Genomic DNA, 25,167 nt, shown 5'->3' with positions numbered 1-25,167 from the left:
CCATCGCGCCGAGAGTACTGCGGGGTCAGCCCGTGGGAGGCCAGGGCGCCGCTGACCGGTGGACGGCACCGAGCCGTACGCTTGAACTGAGAAGGGGGAGGCCTCGCGGCCTCCCCCTTTTTTCGTTGTATACACGTTGTGCTTTGGGACCTAGCTCCCCCGTATGCGCTCTTACTCTTTGGCTGTATTTTGAGTCCTTCTAGTGTATTTGAGCGATAATTACTCGCATTGGCGTTAGGGAGGGCTTGATGTTTACCGTATTTGTCTTGGGCAATATTGCTTCGGGTAAGTCGACAGCCTGCCGCTATTTCGAATCTCATGGCGCTATGCTTATCGATCTGGATGAGCTTGCAAAATCTCTGTATGTGCCGGGCTCTAATATCGTCAATACTCTCGCGGATGAATTCGGTTGGGACATTTTGGATGAGGAAGGCGGCATTCGCCGCAGCATCCTCGCCTCTCGAGCTTTCGCTTCTCCTGATTCGGTCGCACGGCTCAATGGCATTGTGCATCCCGTTCTGATTGAACAGCTTTCGCTTAGGATTCTCGATCCGGTTTGTTGTACGGTTTCATCGCCCCGTTACCCCTTTGCGGTGGTTGAGGTTTCTGCTCCGACTGGTTTTGAGGATGCATTTGGCTTGGCTGATGAAATTCTGGTCATTAGCGCCCCTTTGTCAGTTCGTCGCGAGCGCGCTATTCAACGTGGCATGGAGCCATCTGATTTCGATGCCCGTTCTGCTTGCCAGCCCGATGAGTCTGCGCTGTGCAATCTCGCTACAACGGTGATTGATAATTCGGCAGCTGATAATTCGCTCTTTGAGCAGCTTGACTCATGGCTTGAATGCCACGGGTTTATAGATACTCCGGATAAGGAGGAGGCCGATGCCTAAGGCACGTTTCTTTACATGGTATCGCGTGGCGCCACTTGCCGTTGTGTTCGTCTTCGGCCTTATTTCGCTCGTCTACTCGTTTGCTCCTGCCGCTTTCTTTAAGCCGCTGTATCCGATTGACTACGAGGCGTATGTAAAACAATCCAGTATTTCGCATAATCTGGATCCGTATCTGGTGTGCGCTGTCATTAAGTCGGAATCGAATTGGGATCCCGAGGCCGAGTCGAATCAGGGTGCTCAGGGATTGATGCAGCTGATGCCCGAGACTGCCCAGGATATGATCGCCAAGGGTCTTGTCGACGGAGGGGAGTATTCGGCCGACAATCTTAACGATCCGGCTACGAATATCGAGTTTGGCTGTGCATACCTCTCGTATCTTCTAACCTATTTCAACGGGTCGACGGATAGTGCCATTGCCGCCTATAACACCGGTATGGGCAATGTCGACGGATGGGCGCAGCAGAACACGTCACTCCATAATGCGATTACCTTCCCTGAAACTCAGGCCTATCTGATTCGCGTCAATAATGCCTGGGTTCGATATAAGACTCTCTATCCCGATCTGTTCGTATAGGACTAAGCCCACCGCCCGCGTATACTGCAGATGTATGAGTTAGGAGTATCCATGGCGGAATTTGAAGTAGAACGCGTTGGTGGTGAACTTAAGCGCTTTGGCGTTGAGGGCGCTGATGTGCCGTTTAAGGTCGTGTCTCCATACGAGCCCGCTGGTTCCCAGCCTAAGGCCATTGAGTCACTTGTGCGGGGCGTGAGGGACGGAGACCGCTATCAGGTTTTGCTGGGTGTGACTGGTTCGGGCAAGACCTTCACGATGGCTAAGACTATTGAGGCCCTGGGGAAGCCGACGCTGGTCATGGCTCCCAATAAAACGCTTGCCGCTCAGCTCGCCAGCGAGCTCAAGGAATTCTTTCCCAACAACGCTGTGGTTTATTTTGTGTCGTACTACGATTACTATCAGCCCGAAGCGTATGTGCCGCAAAGCGATACATATATCGAGAAAGACTCCTCGATTAACGAAGAGGTCGAGATGCTACGCCATCAGGCGACCGCGTCACTGCTCTCTCGACGTGATGTGATCGTTGTCGCATCGGTCTCGTGTATCTATGGCATTGGCTCTCCTGAGGACTATGCGGGTCTGGCTCCAAACGTCGACAAAAAGGTGCCGCTCGAGCGCGATGACTTTATCCATGCGCTTATCGACATTCAATATGATCGCAATGACTATGACCTGGCACGTGGCACGTTCCGCGTGCGCGGCGATGTTGTCGACGTGTATCCGCCTTATGCCGAGCATCCGTTGCGGTTTGAGTTCTTTGGCGACGAGGTCGAGCTGATTGCCGAGATCGATGAGGTCACCGGTGAGATGCTTCGTGAGTACGAGGCCATCCCCGTATGGCCGGCATCGCACTACGTGACCGAGAAGCCGAAGGTCAAGGCGGCTCTGAAATCGATCAGCGAAGAGTGCGAGAAGCGCGTGGCGGAGCTCAAGGCGACCGACAAGTTGCTCGAGGCACAGCGTCTGCAGCAGCGCACTGATTATGATCTTGAGATGCTCGAGACGATGGGCTTTTGCAACGGCATCGAGAACTACTCGCGTCATCTGGACGGTCGCAAGCCGGGTGAGCCGCCATTTACCCTAATCGATTACTTTCCTAAGGATATGCTCTGCATCATCGATGAGAGCCATGTGACGGTGCCGCAGATTCGTGGCATGCACGAAGGTGACCGCTCGCGTAAGGTGACGCTGGTGGAACACGGTTTTCGCCTGCCCTCGGCGCTCGATAACCGCCCGCTTCGTTTCGATGAGTTTGAGGCAAGGATACCTCAGTTCATCTACGTTTCGGCCACGCCGGGTGACTATGAGCTGCGAGTGAGCCAAAATGACGTGGAGCAGATTATTCGTCCGACCGGCCTGCTCGACCCCAAGATTGACGTGCGTCCAGTTCGCGGCCAGATTGACGATCTTGAGGACGAGATTCGCGAGCGCGTTGCCCGCAAGGAGCGCGTGCTGGTGACCACGCTGACCAAACGCATGGCTGAGGACCTGACCGACCATCTACTCGACGCCGGCATTAAGGTCAACTACATGCACTCTGATACGGCGACAATGGACCGTGTCGAGATCCTGCGAACGCTGCGCGAGGGCAAGATCGATGTTCTCGTTGGCATCAACCTGCTTCGCGAGGGCTTGGATCTTCCCGAGGTCTCACTGGTGGCAATTCTCGATGCCGATAAGGAAGGCTTCTTGCGCAACCGCCGTTCGCTGATTCAGACGATTGGCCGCGCGGCCCGTAACGCCGATGGCGAAGTCATCATGTACGCAGATGTCGTGACCGATTCGATGAAAGAGGCCATCGAGGAGACGCAGCGCCGTCGCGAGATTCAGATGGCATATAACGAAGAACATGGCATTGTGCCCAAGACAGTGCGCAAGGCCATCAACGACATCTCAAGTTTTATTGCCGAGGCCGAAAAAACTGTGGGCTCCAAGGGACGCTCGAAGGGCGACTCTCTTGGCCATGGCGCATTCTATACGCCCGATGAGTCGGGCGAGGGCGGTGTGCCGGAAACGGTGGCGCCCGAGCAGACACTTGCGGAGCAGTTGGAAGAACTGCCGCATGACGAGCTTGTGCGGATCGTCGAAACCATGGAAGAGGATATGCGTAACGCTTCTGCCGCTATGGACTTTGAGGAGGCGGCGCGCCTGCGCGATGCCGTCGTTCAGATTCGGGCGATGCTCGAGGGTGCGTCTGAGGACGAGACGATCGAGCGCTTACGCTCGCAGGCCCGCAAGGGTTCCACGTTCGCATCGGGCAGAAAACGCCAGGGTGCACGGTTTAAGAAATAGCGAACAGGCCCCGAGTTCCCTGTGGAGCTCGGGGCCTGTGTCTTTTGCGCGCTGGAATTCGTGCGTTAGAGGTCCGCGATCAGGGCTTCGGCACAACGGATGCCGTCGGTGGCCGCGCTCATGATGCCGCCGGCATATCCAGCTCCCTCACCACAAGGGTAGAGGCCCGGGGTCGACACGGCATGGCACGTTCGGTCTCGGGTGACAGTGACCGGTGAGCTCGAACGAGTCTCCACGCCGGTAAGAACGGCATCGGGACGGTCGTAGCCTCGTAGCTTTTTTCCGAGTAGGGGAAGTCCCAGGCGGAGCGACTCGACGATATGCTGCGGCAGGGCTTCGTCAATTGTCGTCCAGGTCACACCGAGCGGATAGGTGGGCTTTACCTTTCCGGGCGCCTTGCTGGCGCGTCCTGCGAGGAAATCTCCGACGAGTTGTGCCGGTGCGTTCCAGTTGGAACCGCCCAGGCGATAGGCGGCCGCCTCGCAGGCGCGCTGGAGCTCGATGCCGGCGAGCGGGTCATCGTTGGGAAGGTCCTCAGGCGTGACGTTAACGAGCAGGGCGGCGTTTGCGTTGCGTCCGTCGCGGGCATTGAGGCTGGCGCCGTTGACGCACAGGTGGCCCTGCTCGGAAGAGGCGGCGACAACCTGCCCGCCGGGGCACATGCAAAACGAGAACACGCTGCGGCCGTTGGGAAGATGGGCGACGAGCTTGTAGGGGGCTGCTCCGAGGGCAGGATGTCCCGCCAAGGCTCCATATTGGGCTCGGTCGATGTCGCGCTGCGGATGCTCGATGCGAACGCCCATGGCAAAGGTCTTTTGTGCGAGGGCCACGTTGTGGTCCTTAAGGAGCTCAAAAATATCGCGAGCAGAATGCCCACAGGCGAGGATGAGGTGCTTTGTTTCGATTGGCTCGTAAGCGGCGTCTTGGGACGATTGGACATCGATACCGGTGATGGCGCCAGACGCGTCGGTGCGAATGTCGACGAGCTTCGTTCGATAACGGACGACACCTCCGAGCTGCTCGGTGCGCTGGGATATAGCGGTGACAACCTTGGGAAGGATGTCGGAGCCAATGTGCGGCTTGGCATCCCACAGAATATCGCGGGGCGCACCCGCCTCGACGAAGGTTTCGAGGATAAGGCGATGGGCGGGATTTTTTGTTCCCGTATTGAGCTTGCCGTCCGAGAAGGTCCCCGCGCCGCCCAGACCAAACTGAATATTGCTCTCGGGGTCGAGGATGCGCTCCTTTAGAAAGAGGTCGATCGCCTGCGAGCGGCGAAATGCCGGGTCGCCGCGCTCGATAAGCAAGGGCTTAAGACCTGCTTCGGCGAGCGTGAGCGCAGCGAAAAGGCCGGCGCATCCGGCGCCGACAACGACGGGGCGCTCTTTGGATGCGTCGGAAATGGGGGAGGGGAATGAAGGCTCATCGTCTTCTATCGCGCGTACGAGCGAGCGGTCACGTTCGGAAACGCTGTCGACCGCTTCTCGCTCGAGGTGGGGACTGGTCAGCTCAACACGAAAGCTCAGGATAAAATGGACGTCTCGTTTTTTGCGAGCGTCGATTGACTTGCGGTGGAGCTCGATGGACTTGATCTCGGAGTCTTTGCAACGTAGGACGCGCTTGGCGACTCGCTTGCCAACAATGAGGCAGGCATTTTCATCGCCGGCTTCATCGAGCGAAGCGTTGACTTGGGTGATTTCGATCATCGAGGTCTCCTTAGAGGCAAGAAAGAGGCCGTCCGGTATCCCAGACGGCCCGAATGCGTTTTTGATTATAGACTGCGCGGCTACAGGCTGCTTGCAGCGCGAATGCCCGAGAGCCATGCCCACGCAAGGTTAAAGCCTCCGCAATCGGCGTCGATGTCGAGCGCTTCGCCGCAGACGTAAAGCGGGGCGTCGACAACGCTGCGCGCGCGTAGACTGGGTGTTGAGATACTCTCGACAGATACGCCACCACGCGTGACCTGTGCCGAGCGCTCCTCGGCTGTTCCCTCAACGAGCAACTTAAAGTGCTTGAGGATCGAGACCAGGTGGATGACATCGTTGGAGCCTGGATGGCACTGCTCGAACGCCGTGCAGACGACGCGGGAGAGTTGCGGGGCGAGCATGCCGTCGAGCCAACGGGGATCGCGGGGCGAAAAGCCGCCGAGCAGCTCAACGCGCCGGTTGAGCATATCGAGCAGCTCGTCTTTGGAGAGGTCGGGGAAAACGTCGAGCAGGATCGTATCACCGCGCTGGATACGACGGGAGAGGTTGAAGACAGCGACGCCCGAGATGCCGAAGGCTCGAAACAGGACTTCACCGTCTTCGTGCCAGAGCTCATTATGATTGCGGGCGAGCGTCAAGCGGGCGCGGACGCGCAGGCCGTCCAACGTCTTGAGTGCCGCCCGATCGCCGACGACCGTTGCCGATACGGGGCAGAGGATGGGGCGCAGCGAAGTGAGGGGGAGGCTAAACGTATCGGCGATACCGGTGGGGTTGCCACCCGTGGCGATAATTACGGCATGTGCCTCCAGGGCCTCGTTCTTGCGAGGGACATCGGCGAGCGCTTTCCGAAGCGAGCGGAGCTCCGTTTTTCGGTCGTCGTGCTTTTTTGCCTTGAGCGCCCGCGCTGGACGGTCTATTTGGAGTGCCCAGCCTTCGGAAGCTTTGTGCGCCGAGGCAACGTTGGCTCCGCAGATTAAGGTGATACCTAGGCGGTCGCAAACGTTGAGAAGCGCGTCGCGCACCGATTCGGCGCGAAGGGAGCGCGGGTACAGCCGGCCTTCCTCGGAGGTTGTCATGATGCCCAGCGAGGAGAAGAAACCCATAAGCTCTTGTTCGGGCCGGGGGCCCATAACGGATTCAACGAATGCGGGGTGGTTATACCGCTGTGGATCAATTGATTCGTTGGAGAGGTTGCAGCGGCCGTTGCCGGTCGCAAGGAGCTTAAGGCCGCAGGCGACATCGCGCTCAACGATGCAGACGCTTTTGCCAGCTCGTGCGGCCGTAATGGCGGCGGCGAGGCCTGAAGCCCCGCCGCCGATTACCAGGACGTCATAGAAGGCGCTCGCGTTCACTTAGGCCTCGTCGGTCTCGTGCGGGGTAATGGCCTCGACGGCAGAGACTGCCTTGGGCAACATGCCATCGGGCAGTGCGGTCTCGACCTCGCCCTTATCGCAGGCCTCGGCGAGTGCCGGATTAATGGGAAGCTGGCCCAAGATGTCGAGGTTATAGCGATCTGCGACCTCGGGGAGCTTGCTCTTGCCAAAGACCTCAATCTTCTTGCCGCAGTCGGGGCACTCAATATAGCTCATGTTCTCGACAATACCCAGAATGGGGACGTTCATCTTCTCGGCCATGTTGACCGCCTTGGCGACGATCATCGAGACCAGATCCTGCGGGCTCGTGACGATGACGATGCCGTCGACGGGCAGCGACTGGAAGACGGTGAGCGCGACGTCGCCTGTTCCCGGAGGCATGTCGACCAGCAGGTAGTCGATGGGGCCCCACGAGGTCTCGCTCCAGAACTGCCTAATGGCGCCTGCGATGACCGGACCGCGCCAAAGGACGGGGTCGGTCTCGTTTTGGAGCAGCAGGTTGGAGCTCATGACCTTGACGCCGTGCTCGGAGATTTCGGGCAGCATAAGGTTGCCAAGGGCATGGACGTGGCGTCCGCTCATACCGAACATCTTGGGGATGGAGGGACCGGTGATGTCGGCATCGAGGACGCCGACCTTGTGGCCGTGACGGGCAAGCTCGGTGGCGATGGCACCGGTGACAAACGACTTGCCGACACCGCCCTTGCCGGAAAGCACGGCGATGACGCGTTTGACCTCGGACAGCGTGTTCTCCTCAAATTGCGACGGCGACGTTTGTCCGCCGGCGGCCTGTGCGTGCTCGCAACCCATGTATGACTCCTTTGTATATGTTGGGGCCGGGGCCCCGTGATGTGACACGAGCGTCATTGTACCCTCGTTTGCGAGCGGGAGTCATTTGCGATGCATTTGGGCCGAGCGTGCTTGCAATACGATGGGTCCAAGCGAATGGGCGGGCTTACTGAACTTTGCTGGCAAACTCGAGGTATTGCATGCGCTGCAGCTTGTCGATCGTCGAGGCGTATGGGCTGTCTTCAGATTCCAAGTCGTAGCGCAGCCCGTCGGCACCAAGGTAGCCGGCGACATTGATGGTGGGCACATCTGACCTTGTTGCAAGCAGGGCCTTTTGATAGTCGGTGAGCGGGGCGCCGATCTTATTAAGGGTAATGGCTGCAATCTCGTTTGCCCCGACGGTGTCGTAGACGTTGAGCTCGGTATTGCCGGCGATTTCATAGTTAGCCCAGACGAAATAGGTCGACTGATAGATACGGAAAGCGTGGCTTGCCGTATCTTCCTGAGGGTACAGCTCATCGTTGAGAGTCGTTGCGGCGCTCGGCTGATGGTCGCCAAAAAAGACAAGGACAACCGGTCTGCTGATATTGCGGAGCTCGTTGATAAAATACTCGAGGTCCCGGTCGGACGCGTTGATGCAGGTAAGATAGGTGTTGAGCGCGCTATTGGCGCCCTCGCTGGCTCCCTCGACCCAATAGTTTGTCAGCTCTTCGGCGGGAACGGTGCCATAGTCGTAGCCGCCGTGATTTTGCATCGTGACGTCAAAGATGAACTGCGGCGCTTCGTCGGTTCTAAGCAGGTCGAGTATCTTGTCGTAGGTGGCGTAGTCGCATACGCCGGCATGGTAACAGGGCGCACCTTCGAAATCGCCGATTGAAAGAAAGTCTCCAAAGCCCAGCTGCTGATAGATCTTATCTCGATGGTAGTTGACGGGGTTTTGCGGGTGCATAGCGGTAGCGGTATACCCAAGCTCTTTAAGGTCCTTTGCCAGGCTGTTGACGCCATTCATCTGATACAGCTGATAGGGGATCTTGCCTAATCCGACAAAGGCCGTTGTCGCTCCGGTCAATAATTCGAATTCGGAGTTTGCCGTTCCGCCACCGGTGACCGAAGCGAGCATGGTGCCGCGAACAAGTGTGTCGGGAAGCGAGTTGTAGAATGCGGGGCCGGTGTACCCGGCCGCCTGGAGCTGCTCAAAGCACGAAAGGTCGCTAAAACTCTCGTTCATGACGGCAACAATCGTCGGCTTGATTTCATTGAACTGGGCAACGGCAGCCGCGCGCTGCTCGCTCGAGCCATACGTGCTGTCGTAGGCGGCGGCGAGCTCCTGCTCGATGCTCTGCGCCTCATCGGGCGTATAGCCTTCGGGCTTCTCAATGGGCAACTCGTTGACCATTTCGGTGAACGAAGTGATAAAACCCTGAGACGTATATGTGGTGATGGGCTGCCAACGGTCAAATCCAAAATCCAGCGCCTGCTCCAAGTCGATGCTGGAAAAGCCTGAGAGCCCCACAACGGTCACTAGCAGAAAAGCGCAGAGGTTAGCGGCGATTGCGGTGAAGACATGGGTGGGCGTACGGAGCTTTCGCGGTCGGATAAGCGAAAGAAGCCCCAGGGAAATCTCCAGCAGGGCGAGAGAGGTTACGATTCCGGCGGTAAAGGTAAACTCGTATCCCTCGCTCACTTCCATTGCGGTGCCAAGGGCCAAGATATCGCTTGGCAGGATGGCTTCGCCTTTAAACGTTATGACGAAGTGCTCGGCAATGCCAAGGATGCAACAGGCGACGGGCACGAGGGCCATGACGCCTCCATGACGCTGTCCCAGCAAATAAAGGGAGAGCAGAACCGTCGCGAGCAGCCCGACGGAAAACCCGAATGAGTTGGCGGGAATGCGATAGAACGTTTCGTTACAGGCAATTTCGAGTGAAACGAACGAGAGCGCTGAAACAGCGGCGATGACAAGGATGTCACGGCAAATACAGGCAACCGTTCCCGTCGCAAGATCGGTTTGGTCGATAAGTCCCGAAACCAAGGGTTCGACAAGAAGTATGACGGCGGCAGCACCGAGCGCCGAATAAGAAAGGACCCATAGGGAACTGTCCTCATTTACGAGCAATTGATTCGTAATCCATGCAGCTACCACGCCGAGCGGGATGAGGAGCGTCGCGCACCAAAAGACGCGGGCAATGGGCGGCTTTTCATTGTGTTTGATTGAAAAATACACGCGCACGACGACGGTGGCCACGATAAGGACGGCGATGAATATGGGCAGATTGGCCATGTCGCTCGAAGTGATTTCAAGGGGGATATCTTCGGTCATGGACGTTCCTCTGTTACAGCAAACTAAGTTCAGTATTAGATTACTGTAACCTCTCCACGGTATTTCGAGAAACAAAGCACCCGATACGCAAAGCTAAAGGTCTGCGAATCTTGTATTACGAACATCTGTGCGCGTCGAGTGCGCTAAACTCATCGGCAGTATGATTCGATGCAATAGGAGGCAAGGAGCTTCCATGTCTGATTCTTCTATCGTTATTCGCGGCGCTCGTGAGCACAACCTCCGCGATATCGATGTTTCCATTCCGCGTGACCAACTCGTGGTCATTACCGGTCTTTCTGGCTCGGGCAAGAGCTCGCTGGCATTTGACACTATCTATGCCGAGGGCCAGCGTCGATACGTCGAGAGCCTTTCGAGCTATGCGCGCCAGTTCTTGGGCCAGATGGACAAACCCGACTTGGATTCAATCGACGGCCTTTCGCCGGCGGTGTCGATCGACCAAAAGACGACGTCTAAAAACCCTCGCTCGACGGTTGGCACCGTAACCGAGATTTATGACTATCTGCGCCTGCTGTTCGCCCGTGTGGGCACCCCGCACTGTCCCGAATGCGGCCGCGTCATTGAGCGCCAGACGACCGACCAGGTTGCCGACAAGGTCTTGGCGGCGGGGGAGGGCCGCCGCGCGTTTGTGCTGGCACCGGTGGTGCGCGGGCGAAAAGGCGAGTACTCCAAACTGTTTGAGGACCTTCGCGCCGAGGGCTTTAGCCGCGTGCGTGTCGACGGTGAAGTGCGCTCGCTCGACGATCCGATCGATCTGGACAAGAAGTTCAAGCACGATATCGAGGTCGTGGTCGATCGCATCGTGATCCGTGAGAACTCTCTGGGCCGTATAGCCGAGTCTGTTGAGCAGGCGACCGCGCTGGCTCACGGCAATGTAAACGTGTACATGCTGCCCGATCGTGATGCTCCCGAGGGGACCGAGGGCGAGCTGCTGGAGTATTCGTTAGCCTTGGCGTGCCCGGAGCATGGTCACTCCATTGACGATCTTCAACCGCGTGATTTTTCGTTCAACGCTCCCTATGGCGCATGTCCTGAGTGCGACGGCCTGGGCTTTAAGAAAACCGTTGATGCCGAGGCGCTGATCGAGGACCCCTCGAAGTCCATTGCCGACGGAGTCTTTGGTAGTCTGTTCGGCAATTCGAACTACTATCCGCAGATTTTTGCTGCGGTCTGCAAACACTTTAAGGTGAGCGCCGATACGCCGTGGGAGGACTTGCCTCCTCGCGTGCGTCGTGCATTCTTGGATGGCCTGGGCGATACGAAGATCTCGGTCGACTACCAAAAGCTCGACGGACGTCGCAGCCAGTGGGATACCAAGTTTTCGGGCGTTCGCAACATCCTGTACGAACGCTATACCGAGACGACGAACGAGAACACCAAGGCGCGCCTGGAGAAGTACATTCGCGAGGAGCCGTGCTCGAGCTGCCACGGCGCTCGTTTGCGCCCTGAGATGCTCGCCGTCACCGTGGGCGGCAAGTCCATTTACGAGGTTTGTTGCCTGTCGTGCCGTGAATCGCTCGAGTTTTTTGAGGGCCTGGAACTCACCGAGCGCCAACAGTTTATCGGCGGCCGTATCGTCAAGGAAATCCTGGAGCGCTTGCGTTTTCTGGTCGATGTTGGACTCGACTATCTGACGCTCGATCGTGCCTCGGCGACGCTTTCCGGTGGCGAGGCGCAGCGTATTCGACTGGCAACGCAGATCGGCGCGGGTCTCATGGGCGTGCTCTATATTCTGGACGAGCCCTCGATCGGTCTTCATCAGCGTGACAACGAGCGCCTGATTAAGACGCTCGAGCGCCTGCGCGATATCGGCAATACCGTTATCGTCGTCGAACACGACGAGGATACAATCCGTGCCGCCGATTACGTGATCGACATGGGGCCCGGCGCCGGCGTCAACGGCGGACACGTAGTCGCGGCGGGAACGCCTGCCGATATCATGGCGTGTCCTGAGTCGATGACGGGCGCTTATCTGACCGGCAAACGAATGATCCGGGTGCCTGATGAACGGCGCAAGCCCGGTCGCGGCTGCCTTAAAATTACGGGCGCTCGAGCCAACAACCTCAAAAACGTTACTGCCAAAATCGAGTTTGGTACGCTTACGGTTGTTACCGGCGTGTCGGGATCGGGCAAGAGCTCCCTGGTTACCGATACCATTGCGCCTGCCCTTACGAATGCCATTCACCGTTCGACGCGCCCTGTGGGTCCATATAAGAAAATCGAGGGCATCGAGTGTATCGATAAGGTTATCGATATCGACCAGTCGCCGATTGGCCGCACGCCGCGTTCCAACCCTGCTACCTATATCGGCCTGTGGGATGATCTTCGCGCGCTGTTTGCGAGTACGCCGGAGTCGAAGGCGCGCGGCTACTCGCCGGGTCGTTTCTCCTTTAATGTGAGTGGCGGGCGCTGTGAGGCGTGCAAGGGCGACGGGCAGATCAAGATCGAGATGCACTTCCTTCCTGATATCTACGTTCCCTGCGAAGTTTGCGGCGGTAAACGCTACAACCGCGAGACACTCGAGGTCACCTACCGTGGCAAGACCATCTCGGACGTGCTCGACATGAGCGTCACCGAGGCGCTGGCCTTCTTTGGGAATATCCCGCAGATTAAGCGCAAGCTCCAGACGCTGTACGATGTAGGCTTGGGCTACGTGAGCCTGGGCCAGCCCGCCACGACGCTTTCGGGCGGCGAGGCGCAGCGTGTGAAACTCGCCAAGGAGCTTCATCGACGCCAGACGGGCAAGACGTTCTATATTTTGGACGAGCCGACGACCGGCCTTCATTTTGAGGACGTCCGCCAGCTGCTCGATGTGCTGCAGCGCTTGGTCGATGCGGGCAACACGGTGCTGGTGATTGAACACAACCTTGATGTCATCAAGGTTGCCGACCGCCTGATCGATATGGGTCCCGAGGGCGGTAACGGCGGCGGAACCGTCGTGGTTTCGGGCACACCGGAGCAGGTTGCGGACTGTCCGCAGAGTTATACGGGCAAGTTTTTGGCGCCGTTGCTCAGGCGTGACCGGGAGCGTCAGGCTCAACTTGATGCTCAATAAATAGACGATTCAGTTTATGGGCGCCATCGACTCCTTGTGATTCGATGGCGCTTGCTGTGCCGAAGTGACGTATGCAGCCGAATTGGACATATACTTAATCCTTGCGTCCGAATGCGAGGGAAAGGATATGTCATGGCAAAGGCTGTAAAGACGCCAAAAACCAATGCGATGCGCGAGCTGGAAAGCGCCGGCATTTCCTATGTTCTACATACGTACGAAGACGATGGTGATGAGTCGGTGGGCCTGGGTGTCGCGATTTCGGAGCAGCTTGGCGAGGAGCCCGGTCAAGGATTTAAGACTTTGGTCTGCGTGACACCGTCCAACGACTATGTCGTGTGCTGTATCCCTGTTGCCGACGAGCTCGATCTAAAGTCCGCCGCGCGTGCCGCGGGGGAGAAGTCCTTGGCCATGATGCATGTGAAGGATTTGCTTGCGGCGACTGGCTACGTTCGCGGCGGCTGCAGCCCGGTCGGTATGAAAAAACGCTACCGGACGCTCATTGATGAGACATGTGTCCTTTGGGATACCATTTTTATTTCGGGAGGCAAGCGTGGTTATCAGCTCGAGCTTGCACCCGATGATTTAATTGCATTTTGCGGGGCGACGGTTGCCGCGATTACGAGAGAGGACTGAGCGATGCCGCAGGAAGAATTGAAGCGCGGAGCTCATTTTGCAAAAGAATCTGCGCCTCAGACACCCTCATCCGAAGCTTCTTCGTCGCGAGATGACACTGACGACATGGGCTCGTCGGACTACTCCACGGTTGGTCGTTCCGCCGGGCTTATGACCATCCTGACCATTGTGTCTCGCGTCACCGGTTTTATCCGCACGTGGGCAATGGCGGCCGCTATCGGCATGTCGCTACTTTCGTCCTCCTATCAGGTCGCCAACAACCTGCCCAATATGCTCTACGAACTCGTGATGGGCGGCATGCTCGTGACGGCGTTTTTGCCCGTGTACATGGGCGTGAGGCGTGAGCAGGGTCGCGAGGCCTCGAACGAGTACGTGGGCAACCTGCTCGGCATTCTGCTTTTGGTGCTGGGTGGCATTTCGTTGCTGGGGACCGTGTTCGCCCCGGGCTTTATCTGGACGCAATCGTTCCTTTCGGGTGACGGCGGCAGCATGGATACCGCTGCGTTCATGTTCCGTTTCTTTGCCATCCAGATTCTGTTTTATGGTTTGGGCTCGGTGTTCTCGGGCGTTCTCAACGCACACCGCGACTACTTCTGGTCGACGTTTGCCCCGGTCCTCAACAATGTGATCGTCATTGCGAGCTTTATGGGTTTTGCGCCCGTGTCCGCACAGTTTGGCGAACGTGCCGGCATCATCTTGATTGCGGCCGGTACGACCCTCGGTGTCTTTGTTCAGATGGCATGTCAGATTCCCGCGCTTAGCAAGCACGGCGTGCATCCCCATATCCATATCGACTTTAAGGACCCCGCGCTGCGCCAGACGATTGCGCTCGGTATCCCGACGCTGCTCGCCACGGTGTGCATGTTTGTCTCGACTTCTATCACCAACGCTGCCGCGCTGGTGGTCCAGCCCGAGACTGGTCCTTCCGTCATCGCCTATGCGCGCCTGTGGTACACGCTGCCCTACGCGCTGATTGCCGCCTCGCTTTCGACGGCGCTCTATACCGAGCTCTCTCACGACGCACAGGAGAAGGATTACGACAGCGTACGCACGGGCATTTCGCGTGGCGTCGCCCAGATGCTGTTCTTCCTGATTCCGTTCGCACTGTACCTGATTGTCTTCGCACGTCCGCTCAACATGATCTACTGTGCTGGCAAGTTCGATGAATCCGGAGTGGCGCTGGTGTCCGAGTACCTTGTCTACCTGGCGCTCTCGCTGCCGCTCTACGGCGTGGTCGTGTTGATGCAGAAGAGCTTCTCTGCCTTGCTCGACATGAAGCCCTATAGCCGCTATTGCCTGTATTCTGCCATCGGCCAGGCCGGCTCGGTTCTGCTGTTTGGCGTTGTGCTGGGCTTCGGTATGCCGGCAATCGCGCTTTCGTATGTTGTCGACTACGTGATCTTGGTCGGCTGTTCGCTGTGGTGGCTGCGTCGTCGCCTGCGTGGCCTTCAGGTCAAATCTATCCTGCATGGCGGTTTCTTTGGCCTTTTGCTCGGTGGCCTAGGTGCTGCCGCAGGCGCCGGCGTCATGTGGGTGCTTGAACACTTTGTCGGGGCACTTGGCGGCTCGATTCTGATTACTCTTGGCTACGTTTGCGTTGCGGGTGTCGTCTCGCTTGCTGTTACCTTTGGCCTTGCCGTCGTCCTTAAGATGCCTGAGGTCTCGGCGCTGCTTCGTCGCAAGTAGGTGCGTGTGGCCGGTCACGACAACATTCCAACGCTTGCCGAGCAGGTTTCGCGCGTTCCCACACAGCCCGGATGCTACCTTTGGAAGGATGCCAAGGGCGATGTCATCTACGTTGGCAAGGCGAAAAACCTGCGTTCCCGTATGCGCCAGTACGTGACGCTGCAGGATGAGCGCCAAAAAATACCGCTCATGATGCAATTGGTTGCGAGCTTTGACTACATCGTTGTCGAAACCGAGCATGAGGCGCTTGTACTCGAGCGCAACCTGATCGGCCAGTACCATCCGTACTTTAACGTCGACCTCAAGGATGACAAGAGCTACCCCTTTATCGCCATTACAAAGGGCGACCTGTATCCCGCTATCAAATACACGCGCGAGCGTCATAAGCCGGGAACGCGTTATTTTGGTCCCTATACCGATAGCCGCGCGGCGCGTGAGGCCATTGACACGCTGCGCAAGGTGATCCCGATCTGCTCGGCTTCTTGTGCGGAGTGGCGTCGTTGTCGTCGTATCGTCGAGTCCCACAAGGGCGAGGAAGACATCGTCAATATGATTTGCGCGCAAAACGGGCGTCCCTGCTTCGACTACCATGTCGGGCGCGGCCCAGGTGCGTGTGTCGGCGCGATTTCTCCTACGGACTATGCCAAGAACGTCAAGCGTGTCGAGCGCTTTTTGTCGGGCCATCGCAAGGATGTCGTCGATGAGCTGACCTCCGAGATGACGGATGCCGCCGAGGCGCTCGACTTTGAGCGCGCGGCACGCGTCAAACGTCGTTTGGAGGTCATCAGGGGTCTGGACGACCGTCAGCAAGTCGTTTTTCCCTCCAGTGTCGATATCGATGTCATCGGTTTCTATCGCGAGGAGACCATCTCCGCCGCTTGCGTCTTTGTCGTGCGTGAGGGTCGAACGGTTCGAACCTGCGAGTTTATTCTCGATAAGGGTTTGGATGTCGACGAAGAGGAACTTCAATCGGGCTTTCTTAAGCGCTATTACGACGAGACGGCTGATATTCCAGCTGAGATAAACCTCTCTGTCGAGCTTGAGGATGCGGAGGCGCTGGGGGAGTGGCTTGCAGGCAAGCGCGAGCGTTCCTGCCATCTCCATAGGCCGCAGCGTGGCGAAAAGCACCGTTTGCTCGATATGGCATCCAAAAATGCGCGCCATGCCCTCATGCGCTACATGATGCGAACGGGGTACGCTGACGACCGCACCAATCAAGCGCTCCTGGAGCTCGAAAGCGCGCTGGCGCTGCCGGCGCCGCCGATGCGTATCGAGTGCTTCGATATCTCGACGCTGCATGGAACCTTTACCGTCGCCTCGATGGTGGTGTTTACCAACGGACGCGCCGACAAGAGCCAGTACCGTCGTTTTAAAATTCAGGCCGAATTGGACGAGGCAAACGACTTCGTGTCGATGTCCGAGGTTTTGGGACGACGCTATGCTCCCGAGCGCATGGCCGACGAGCGTTTTGGCTCGCGCCCCGATTTGCTCGTTGTCGATGGCGGTAAGCCGCAATTGACCGCTGCGATCAAGCAACTTGAGGCTCTTGGGCTCGATATACCAGTTTGTGGCTTGGCAAAGGCCGATGAGGAAGTTTTTGTGCCTTGGGACGAGACTCCCGTCGTGCTGCCGACCGGGTCTGCTTCGCTCTATCTAATTAAACAGGTGCGCGATGAATCGCACCGTTTTGCAATCACATTCCATCGTGAGTTGCGCGATAAAGCCATGACAGTTTCGGTACTCGATGACGTTCCAGGCGTGGGACCCACCAGAAAACGTGCCCTTATGCGCCATTTTGGTTCGATGAAGCGTTTGCGCGCGGCGAGCGAGCAAGAGATCGCGGAAGTTCGCGGCATACCTGCCGATGTTGCCAAGGCGGTCCACGAGGCGCTCGTTGCGTGGAATGCCGAGCGCGCCGAGGCGGCGGCTGGCCATTCCGATAGCTAAACACGAGCCTAAACTACTGATATACATGATTGCGTGATTTTCAACCATTTATTTCGCCATGATTGCATGCTGGTTTCGGGTTTTATTAACGCTAAAACGTTTGACTAGTCATGGTGAACAACTCTGCTATCCTGCGGGTTGACGAAGACTGATATCTCACCTCGTCGATACATACTGTCTGGCGAATCATTTGTCAATGAATTCGGTGAACGGTAGTAAATACCGTTCAAGCGTATGTATGTATCGGTCGCCGAGCGCGGCACCTCAGTTGGGTTCGTCGGTAGGTAAGGTATATATCGTCCGCAAGTTGCGCGGGGGCAAGTCTAGGTGCTCCCGAGTAAGATTCTCTATTGATAGGAGAAGACATGGCCATCATCAACAAGGGTATGTCCAGGCGTTCGTTCCTCGGCCTCACCGGCAGCGTCGCTGCTGTCGCCGGCCTTGGTCTCACTGGCTGCGGTGGCAGCTCTAGCGACGAGGGTTCCGCTTCCGGCTCCACCGATTCCGCCAACCGTGGCGGCGGCGTGATCACCGCTGGTTCCGCTTACGCTCCGTCCAGCTTCGATCCCGCCAGCACCGGCTCCGCTGTGGGCCTGGGTGCTAACTGGCACGTCGTCGAGGGCCTCTACGGCATCGATTACCACGACTACAGCACCTTCAACGAGCTCGCCACCGACGATCCCAAGTCTGTGGACGACACCACTTTCGAGGTCACCATCCGCAAGGGCGCCAAGTTCTCCGATGGCACCGAGGTCACCGCTGACGATGTCGTTGCCTCCTACACCGCTTGCGCCGCTTCCGCTACCTATGCTCCGTTCTTCCAGCCCTTCGAGTCCATCGAGGCCAAGGACGCCAGCACCGTGACGGTCAAGACCAAGGTCCCCAACTTCTCCCTGCTCAAGGATCGTCTGGCCATCGTCCGCGTTACCCCGGCCACCCAGACCGAGGAGGATCGCGCCAAGCAGCCGATCGGCTCCGGCCCCTGGATGTACGACTCTATCTCCGATACCGAGATCACCCTGGTTCCCAACCCCGAGTACAACGGTGAGTATGCTGCCGAGGATAAGAAGATCCAGTACAGCATCCTGACCGACCCCACTGCTCGCGTTACCGCTCAGCAGGAGGGCTCCACGCTCGTTATGGAGCTCGTTACCGCTGACGCCGTCGACCAGCTCGAGAGCGCCGGCTGCAAGATTGACAACGTTCAGGGTTTCGGCACCCGCTTCATCATGTTCAACGTCGCCAAGGAGCCTTGGAACAACGTCAAGGTCCGTCAGGCTGTCATGTATGCGCTCGACACCGAGAAGATGGTCAGCAACACCTTCGCCGGCCTTGCCACCGCTGCCAGCTGCTACCTGCCCAAGAGCTTCACCAACTATCATGAGGCTTCCACGGTGTACAAGACCGACACCAAGAAGGCTAAGAAGCTCATCGAGGAGTCTGGCATCACCCCGGGTGCCATCACCCTGCGCACCACCGACAACGAGCAGATTAAGGGCATGGCCGCCCAGGTCAAGAACGACCTCGACGCTCTCGGCTTCGATGTGACCATCCAGACCGATACCTCGCCGGCCACCTACGCCGCCATCGACGGCGGCGAGGCCTACGATATCCTCCTTGCCCCTGGCGATCCTTCCTGCTTCGGCGCCGACCCCGACCTGCTGCTCAACTGGTGGTACGGCGACAACGTCTGGATGCAGACCCGTTGCCCGTGGAAGGAGTCCGCTGAGTGGCAGAAGCTCCACGGTCTCATGGACGAGGCTCTTGCCGCCGAGGGCGACGAGCAGCAGAAGAAGTGGAACGAGTGTTTCGACATCATTGCCGACAACGCCGTTCTGTACCCCGTTGTCCACGTCAAGACCGTCTCCGCTTCTTGGGACGATCCGTCCACTGCGCCCAATGGCGAGGCCCTCGATGGTTTCAAGGGCATCGGCACGACGAGCATGTCCTTCAGGGGCGTTGCGACCGTCAAGGCGTAAGACTCGCTTGAGTCTATATGCAGGATGTCGGTCGTTGGGACCGTATCCTCATAGTTGAAACAAAGACCCGGGCGGCAACGATGTCGCTCGGGTCTTGTAATGAGTATCCGTACTCATATACCAGTTGGTCCTACCGACAAAAGAAAGGGGAGAGAACGTGAACAACTTGCTACGTTTGATTGGAAGGCGTCTTGTGGCGCTGCCGATCATGGCATTGGGCGTCACCGTCCTGGTGTTCTTCCTTATGTCGTTCTCCAAGACCGACCCCGCCTACACGGCGTTGGGTGACGGTGCCTCGCCCGAGGCGGTTGCCGAGTACCATGAGAAGTATGGTCTGGACGACCCCTGGCCCGTGCGCTACGTGCGCTATATGGGCGATTTGATCCATGGCGACATGGGCACCTATGGTGCTGCTCGCAACTCCGTTGCCAAGCGCATCTCCACGGCCCTGCCCGTCACGATGCAGCTGACCTTCATCGGTCTTGCCATCGGTGCGGTCGTTTCGTTTTTGCTCGGCGTCATCGCGGCACTGTATCGCGACAAATGGCCGGACCAAGTAATCCGTGTCTTTTCCATCGCCGGCTTGGCAACCCCGTCGTTCTGGCTTGCCGTTCTGTTGATCCTGCTGTTCTCTTCCTACCTTAAGGTGCTCCCGGCATCGGGCGCTCTGCCTCACTTCACCACGAATCCGGTTGGCTATCTGGGGCGTATGATCATGCCCGCTATCGCCTTGGCATTTCCGCTGACGGGCCAGATGACTCGTATCGTGCGTACCGCCATGGTCGAGGAGCTCGACAAGGATTATGTCCGTATGGCTCGCGGCGCCGGCGTTCCCGAGAAGGTCGTCGTCGGCATCAACGTTCTTCGCAATGCGCTGATCACCCCGGTCACCACCCTCGGTCTTAAGATCGGTTACCTCATGGGCGGCGCCGTCGTCATCGAGGTTATCTTCAACCTCCCCGGCATGGGCACCGCGATTCTGCAGGGCGTTCAGGGCAACGAGGCGAACCTGGTTCAGGGCGTCGTCATCGTCGTTGCTCTTGCCTTCATCATCATCAACATCGTGGTTGACATGCTCTACCTGCTCATCAACCCGCGCATCAGGACGGTGTAGATTATGGTAAAGATTCGAGAGAAGCAAACCGAGCAGCTTGAGAAGGCTGCCTCCAAGGGGCTCAAGCTCGGTGGCTGGAAGAAGATGACGCTGTCTTCTAAGATTGCCGCCGTCGTGCTGGTGCTGGTCGCCCTGACTGCGATTCTGGCGCCCCTTCTTGCCCCCTATAGCCCGGTCGAGATCTTTACGGCTCGCCAGGCTCCCGGCAACGGATTTATCTTCGGTACCGACGATAAGGGTCGCGACATTCTGTCGCGTATGCTCTACGGTGGTCGTTACTCGCTGATTATCGGCTTTGGCGCCACCGCCATGGCTCTGGTCTGCGGCTCGGTCGTGGGCGCCCTTGCAGCGGTTTCGCGCAAGGCCGTCTCCGAGACGATCATGCGTATCTTGGACATCATCATGTCCATCCCGGGCATCGCCCTCGCGGCCGTCTTCGTCTCCATCCTGGGCAACTCCGTGCCGTCGATCATCTTCGCCATCGGCTTTATGTACACTCCGCAGATTGCCCGTATCGTACGCGCCAATATCGTGTCCGAGTACGGCGAGGACTATGTCCGCGCGGTCATCGTTTCCGGCGCCAAGGCTCCGTGGATTTTGATTAAGCATGTTCTGCGTAACTGCATCGCCCCGATCATGGTCTTCACCGTTACCCTGGTCGCCGACGCCATCATCTTCGAGGCCTCGCTGACCTTCATCGGCGCTGGTATCCAGGAGCCCACCGCTACCTGGGGCAACATCCTCGCCGACGCCCGCGGCGGCGTGCTCGCCGGCCGTTGGTGGCAGGCGCTGTTCCCGGGCCTAGCCATCATGATCACCTGCCTGGCGCTCAACATCCTCTCCGAGGGCATTACCGACGCCATGGCCGCTGCTCCCTCCGCTGCCCTGGATCCTACCGATTCCTCCAAGCGTCGCGAGGCCGACCTGCTGGTCTCCGACCCCGTTCGCGCCTACAAGGAGCAGGCCCAGTCCCTCTCCGCTCGCCTTGGCGCCCTGCGCGATGTCGAGCTCAAGCGTGACGATCGCCATGTGCCCGACGAGTCCGTTGAGCCGATTCTCTCGGTCCGTGACTTCTGCATCCAGTTTGAGCATCACGGTGATATCAACGTCGTCGACCATGTCAACTTTGACGTTCGTCCTGGTCAGACCATGGGCCTGGTGGGCGAGTCCGGTTGCGGTAAGTCCATCACCACGCTGGCCATCATGGGCCTGACCGACGATGACGAGCATCTTTCCGGCGAGGTTCTCTGGGAGGGTCGCGACCTGCTCAAGATGAGCAAGAAGGAGTGGTTCGGCCTGCGCGGTACCGATATCGCTATGGTCTATCAGGACGCCCTGTCCTCGCTTAATCCCTCCATGCTCATCTCTGCCCAGATGAAGCAGCTCACCAAGCGCGGCGGAACCCGCAGCGCCGAGGAGCTCCTGGAGCTCGTCGGCCTCGATCCCAAGCGCACGCTCGAGAGCTATCCGCACGAGCTTTCCGGCGGCCAGCGTCAGCGTGTCCTGATCGCTATGGCCCTTACCCGCGACCCCAAGCTGGTCATCTGCGACGAGCCCACGACCGCTCTGGACGTTACCGTCCAGAAGCAGGTCATCAAGCTGCTCAACGATCTTCAGGCCAAGCTCGGCTTTGCCATGATCTTTGTTTCGCATGACCTGGCTCTGGTCGCCGAGGTCGCTCATAACATCACTGTTATGTACGCCGGTCAGGTTATCGAGCAGGCGCCCACCAAGGAGCTGCTCACCAACCCGATCCACGAGTACACTCGCGGTCTTCTGGGTTCCGTCCTGTCCATCGAGAGCGGTTCGGGCCGCCTGCACCAGGTGCCCGGCGCCGTTCCGAGCCCGCGCGATTTCCCCAAGGGCGATCGCTTCGCACCCCGCTCGAGCCATCCGCGCATTGGCCTGGACACCCGTCCGGTCTTCAAGCGCGTGCCCGGCACCGAGCACTTCTATTCCGAGCTCCCCGACGAGGTGCTCAAGGCAAATGGTTTGACCCCTCACGCGGAGGTGATGTAGATGAGCGAGACCGCAGTCAACGGCGTCGAGCCGATCATCTTCCTTGATGACGTCCACGTCACCTTTAGGACCCGTACCGGCTCGATTCTGCACCCCAACCTGGTTCACGCCGTCCAGGGTGTAACGATTAAGCTCATGCCCGGACAGACCATCGGCATCGTCGGCGAGTCCGGTTGCGGAAAGTCCACCACCGCCAACGTCATGTGCGGCCTGCAGGCCCCCACGAGCGGCAAGGTCTACTTTAAGGGCAAGGACGTTACCAAACGTACCGCCGAGGACCGTCGCCACATGGGTCGCGTCATCTCGGTCGTGTTCCAGAACCCGGCCACGGCGCTCAATCCCCGCATGGTCGTTCGCGAGCAACTGCTCGACCCCATGCGCGTCCACAACCTGGGTACCGAGGCCGAGCAGGAGAAGCGCGTCAAGGAGCTCTTGGAGCTCACCGGTCTGCCCAGCTCCGCCGCCGAGGTTCTTCCCGGCCAGCTTTCGGGCGGCCAGCGCCAGCGCGTCGCAATTGCCCGTGCCCTGTCGCTGAACCCCGATGCCATCATCGCCGACGAGCCCACCTCGGCTCTGGACGTTTCGGTCCGCGCGCAGATTCTGAACCTGCTGACCGACCTTAAGAAGGAGCTCGGCCTGGCCATGGTGTTCATCAGCCATGACATCCAGACGGTCCGCTATATCTCTGACGACATCATCGTTATGAATGGCGGCAAGATCGTCGAGCAGGGCGAGGCCAAGCAGGTCTTCCAGCACCCTCAGGACCCCTACACCAAGATGCTGCTCGGCGCTGCGCCGTCGCTGCTGCATCCCAAGCTCGGCGAGTAGCCTCGCTTTCCCTCCCGTGCGCCCGGTTCCCTTACCGGGCGCACCTCCGTTGCGATTTCGAAAGGCTGGGTTCACGAGCCATGCCAAGTGCTCAGGAGCTACAACAGCAATTTGGTGAATATCGAGGCGCTATGCCCCGTCCATTGGATTTCGATCTCTTTTGGAAGGACCGCATGGCCGAGGCCGACGCCGTCGAGCTCGGCTACGCGATTGAGGCGGCTTCGGTTGCGGATTCCGCGACCTGTCGGTTTTTCGACCTCTGGTATACCGGCATGTGTGGCGCTCGCCTGCATGCCAAGTACCTTAAACCCGTCTCGGACGAGCCCGTGCCATTGGTGCTTCAGTTCCATGGGTATCCGGGTGCAAGCCGCAGCTGGTTTGAGCAGGCGTCGTTTGCGGGCATGGGCATGGCACTCATCGCCCTCGACTGCCCCGGCCAAGGAGGTCCCTCCGAGGACATTGGTGGATTTGAGGGCACAACGGTTGCCGGGCATATCGTCGCCGGCATCGACGGCGACCCGGCCAACCTCTACTATGTCCGCTTGCACCAAGATATTCGCATCCTGTGCCGTATTGTTCGCGAGCTCGAGGGCATCGATCTTTCCCGTGTGTTTGTGAACGGCGCGTCGCAGGGTGGTGGTTTGGGCATTGCGACCTGTGCGCTTAACAGCGAGCTTATCAATCGTGCCGCCATCCTCTATCCCTTCCTGTCAGATTTCCGCCTAGTCTGGGATTTGGATGCAGACGACATTGCCTACGAGGGCCTGCGCTATTGGTCTCGCTGGTTTGACGAGGACTCGACTCGTATTGACGAAGCCTATGCCAAGCTGGCGTACTTCGATTCCAAGAACTTTGCCCCTATGGTTAAATGCCCCGTGCTGTTTGGCACCGGCACAGCCGATATCGTCTGCCCGCCAGCGACGCAGTTTGCGGTCTATAACAACCTGACCTGCGAAAAGCGTCATGAGTTCTTTGAAGGCTTTGGCCACGAGGAGATTCAGGATTTTGACGATCTGATCATTCCGTTTTTCTGTAAGGGAGGGGAGGCTCATGTCTAAGTGCGAGAGCAATGTTAATGAGCTGATTGTCCCCGGGCTCGTGGGAATTCCTGGAACGGTTTCGTCAAGGCTCGCAGAATATCGGGACTGGCGCGGTGATGTCCAAGCAGATGTTTCTGATTTAGAGACATGCGCTTCGAATCTTGAGATTCAAGGCCTGGCCATTACGGCGATTGACTTTGTTAACCCCTGCGCCCGTTACTCGGAGGTCTCCTTTGAGCTCGGTGACGATGCGATTCACGCTCGTTTGATCGAGCCTGTCGGTCGTGCCCGAGTGTCTGAGCGCGTGCCGCTGTGCCTGATGTTCCACGATATCGATCGGCCTGTGCGCGGCTGGCATCACATGACGAGATTTGCCGCCATGGGGTATGCCGTCCTCGCGCTGGATGACGATGTTGCTGGTGCGGACGACCTGCAGCGGGGGATTTCTTCGCCCGCTTTTGTCGAGCGCGTCCGTTGGGGTTGCGCGCTGGCGAAGGTGGCGCGCAATCTTGATGGCATGGACCCCGACCGCATCTTTGCATGGGGCGAGGGTCTAGGCGGCGGAGTCGCGCTGGCGGTTTCTGCTCTGGACGAGCGGGGTCTCGCCTGCACGGCGGTTGCCAATCCGCTTCCTGGCGGCCTCGAGGCGCTGTCGTCTCGGGTGCGCGGATCGGTGCTCATGGGCACATCGCTCATGGATACCGTGAGCGATCCCAAGGATCAGTTTGCCGTATTCAACGGTCTTGAGTGTGACCGGAGACATATCATCTATGCCAAATACGCTCACGAGCGCATCAATGCGTTCGAAAACGAAGTCGTCGACTTTTTTAACCAAACGTTCTACTCGTGTTCTTTGGCCTAGACGGCCTGGACACTGCCAACAAGAGTGGGCGGCATAGGGCTG

General features: G+C 58.4%; 17 protein-coding genes. 13 read left to right on the top strand and 4 right to left on the bottom strand.

Going from position 1 to position 25,167, the window contains the following annotated elements; all coding sequences use genetic code 11:
• Positions 1-248: 248 nt before the first annotated feature.
• From coaE to uvrB, 3 genes are read left to right on the top strand one after another with little or no spacing between them, the layout of a single operon-like run.
• Entirely contained in the window at positions 249-890 is a 642-nt protein-coding gene (coaE, locus tag I2H19_RS07850; RefSeq protein WP_195622272.1) for a dephospho-CoA kinase, read from the top strand.
• A complete protein-coding gene (locus I2H19_RS07845) occupies positions 883-1,464 on the top strand; it encodes a lytic transglycosylase domain-containing protein (protein WP_195622271.1) in 582 nt (193 codons plus the stop codon). The genes coaE and I2H19_RS07845 overlap by 8 nt, the downstream gene beginning before the upstream one ends.
• Before the next feature lie 51 nt (positions 1,465-1,515).
• On the top strand, positions 1,516-3,756 hold the full coding sequence (gene uvrB / locus I2H19_RS07840; RefSeq protein WP_117746698.1) for an excinuclease ABC subunit UvrB: 2,241 nt from the start codon (positions 1,516-1,518) through the stop codon (positions 3,754-3,756).
• 65 nt (positions 3,757-3,821) lie between these two features.
• Here the strand turns inward: uvrB and I2H19_RS07835 are convergent, their stop codons facing one another.
• From I2H19_RS07835 to I2H19_RS07820, 4 genes are all read right to left on the bottom strand, one after another.
• Complete coding sequence (locus I2H19_RS07835) at positions 3,822-5,462, bottom strand: NAD(P)/FAD-dependent oxidoreductase (protein WP_195444460.1); 1,641 nt, start codon at positions 5,460-5,462, stop codon at positions 3,822-3,824.
• A gap of 80 nt (positions 5,463-5,542) precedes the next feature.
• Positions 5,543-6,814 (bottom strand): NAD(P)/FAD-dependent oxidoreductase, encoded by a 1,272-nt coding sequence (locus I2H19_RS07830; protein WP_195622270.1) that lies wholly within the window; start codon positions 6,812-6,814, stop codon positions 5,543-5,545.
• Positions 6,815-7,645: an Mrp/NBP35 family ATP-binding protein gene (locus I2H19_RS07825; protein ID WP_195622269.1), complete on the bottom strand. Its 831-nt coding sequence runs from the start codon at positions 7,643-7,645 to the stop codon at positions 6,815-6,817.
• Between the two features lie 145 nt (positions 7,646-7,790).
• Entirely contained in the window at positions 7,791-9,944 is a 2,154-nt protein-coding gene (locus I2H19_RS07820) for an LTA synthase family protein (protein WP_195622268.1), read from the bottom strand.
• A 193-nt stretch (positions 9,945-10,137) separates the two neighbouring features.
• Between I2H19_RS07820 and uvrA the strand changes: the two genes are divergently transcribed.
• The 10 genes from uvrA to I2H19_RS07770 all read left to right on the top strand — a co-directional run bounded on the left by uvrA (position 10,138) and on the right by I2H19_RS07770 (position 25,125).
• A complete protein-coding gene (gene uvrA / locus I2H19_RS07815) occupies positions 10,138-13,017 on the top strand; it encodes an excinuclease ABC subunit UvrA (RefSeq protein WP_195622267.1) in 2,880 nt (959 codons plus the stop codon).
• A 132-nt stretch (positions 13,018-13,149) separates the two neighbouring features.
• Complete coding sequence (gene ybaK / locus I2H19_RS07810; protein WP_006236166.1) at positions 13,150-13,650, top strand: Cys-tRNA(Pro) deacylase; 501 nt, start codon at positions 13,150-13,152, stop codon at positions 13,648-13,650.
• A 105-nt stretch (positions 13,651-13,755) separates the two neighbouring features.
• The gene (murJ, locus tag I2H19_RS07805; protein ID WP_117794699.1) at positions 13,756-15,336 is read left to right on the top strand and encodes a murein biosynthesis integral membrane protein MurJ; all 1,581 of its coding nucleotides are present in this window, start codon (positions 13,756-13,758) and stop codon (positions 15,334-15,336) included.
• Between the two features lie 6 nt (positions 15,337-15,342).
• A complete protein-coding gene (gene uvrC / locus I2H19_RS07800; protein WP_324252740.1) occupies positions 15,343-17,283 on the top strand; it encodes an excinuclease ABC subunit UvrC in 1,941 nt (646 codons plus the stop codon).
• A gap of 365 nt (positions 17,284-17,648) precedes the next feature.
• Positions 17,649-19,262, top strand: a complete 1,614-nt coding sequence (locus I2H19_RS07795; RefSeq protein ID WP_161144836.1) for an ABC transporter substrate-binding protein — start codon at positions 17,649-17,651, stop codon at positions 19,260-19,262.
• Positions 19,263-19,419: 157 nt separating this feature from the next.
• Positions 19,420-20,376, top strand: a complete 957-nt coding sequence (locus I2H19_RS07790) for an ABC transporter permease (RefSeq protein ID WP_035138896.1) — start codon at positions 19,420-19,422, stop codon at positions 20,374-20,376.
• Between the two features lie 3 nt (positions 20,377-20,379).
• A complete protein-coding gene (locus I2H19_RS07785) occupies positions 20,380-22,395 on the top strand; it encodes a dipeptide/oligopeptide/nickel ABC transporter permease/ATP-binding protein (RefSeq protein WP_035138893.1) in 2,016 nt (671 codons plus the stop codon).
• Positions 22,396-23,223 (top strand): ABC transporter ATP-binding protein, encoded by an 828-nt coding sequence (locus I2H19_RS07780; RefSeq protein WP_006236159.1) that lies wholly within the window; start codon positions 22,396-22,398, stop codon positions 23,221-23,223.
• An 80-nt stretch (positions 23,224-23,303) separates the two neighbouring features.
• Positions 23,304-24,281, top strand: coding sequence for an acetylxylan esterase (locus I2H19_RS07775; RefSeq protein WP_195622265.1), 978 nt, complete (start codon positions 23,304-23,306; stop codon positions 24,279-24,281).
• Positions 24,274-25,125: an acetylxylan esterase gene (locus I2H19_RS07770; protein ID WP_195622264.1), complete on the top strand. Its 852-nt coding sequence runs from the start codon at positions 24,274-24,276 to the stop codon at positions 25,123-25,125. The genes I2H19_RS07775 and I2H19_RS07770 overlap by 8 nt, the downstream gene beginning before the upstream one ends.
• Positions 25,126-25,167 lie beyond the last annotated feature (42 nt).

The sequence above is a fragment of the Collinsella aerofaciens genome, assembly GCF_015560135.1.
Lineage (GTDB): Bacteria > Actinomycetota > Coriobacteriia > Coriobacteriales > Coriobacteriaceae > Collinsella > Collinsella aerofaciens_AN.
Note: the sequence above shows the minus strand (reverse complement) of the source record. Positions and strands in the feature narration are given on the sequence as shown.

Coding starts and splice junctions, on each gene's coding strand:
- coaE (WP_195622272.1), top strand. CDS start 249: ATGTTTACCGTATTTGTCTTGGGCAATATTGCTTCGGGTAAGTCGACA.
- I2H19_RS07845 (WP_195622271.1), top strand. CDS start 883: ATGCCTAAGGCACGTTTCTTTACATGGTATCGCGTGGCGCCACTTGCC.
- uvrB (WP_117746698.1), top strand. CDS start 1,516: ATGGCGGAATTTGAAGTAGAACGCGTTGGTGGTGAACTTAAGCGCTTT.
- I2H19_RS07835 (WP_195444460.1), bottom strand. CDS start 5,462: ATGATCGAAATCACCCAAGTCAACGCTTCGCTCGATGAAGCCGGCGAT.
- I2H19_RS07825 (WP_195622269.1), bottom strand. CDS start 7,645: ATGGGTTGCGAGCACGCACAGGCCGCCGGCGGACAAACGTCGCCGTCG.
- I2H19_RS07820 (WP_195622268.1), bottom strand. CDS start 9,944: ATGACCGAAGATATCCCCCTTGAAATCACTTCGAGCGACATGGCCAAT.
- uvrA (WP_195622267.1), top strand. CDS start 10,138: ATGTCTGATTCTTCTATCGTTATTCGCGGCGCTCGTGAGCACAACCTC.
- ybaK (WP_006236166.1), top strand. CDS start 13,150: ATGGCAAAGGCTGTAAAGACGCCAAAAACCAATGCGATGCGCGAGCTG.
- murJ (WP_117794699.1), top strand. CDS start 13,756: ATGGGCTCGTCGGACTACTCCACGGTTGGTCGTTCCGCCGGGCTTATG.
- I2H19_RS07795 (WP_161144836.1), top strand. CDS start 17,649: ATGGCCATCATCAACAAGGGTATGTCCAGGCGTTCGTTCCTCGGCCTC.
- I2H19_RS07785 (WP_035138893.1), top strand. CDS start 20,380: ATGGTAAAGATTCGAGAGAAGCAAACCGAGCAGCTTGAGAAGGCTGCC.
- I2H19_RS07780 (WP_006236159.1), top strand. CDS start 22,396: ATGAGCGAGACCGCAGTCAACGGCGTCGAGCCGATCATCTTCCTTGAT.
- I2H19_RS07775 (WP_195622265.1), top strand. CDS start 23,304: ATGCCAAGTGCTCAGGAGCTACAACAGCAATTTGGTGAATATCGAGGC.
- I2H19_RS07770 (WP_195622264.1), top strand. CDS start 24,274: ATGTCTAAGTGCGAGAGCAATGTTAATGAGCTGATTGTCCCCGGGCTC.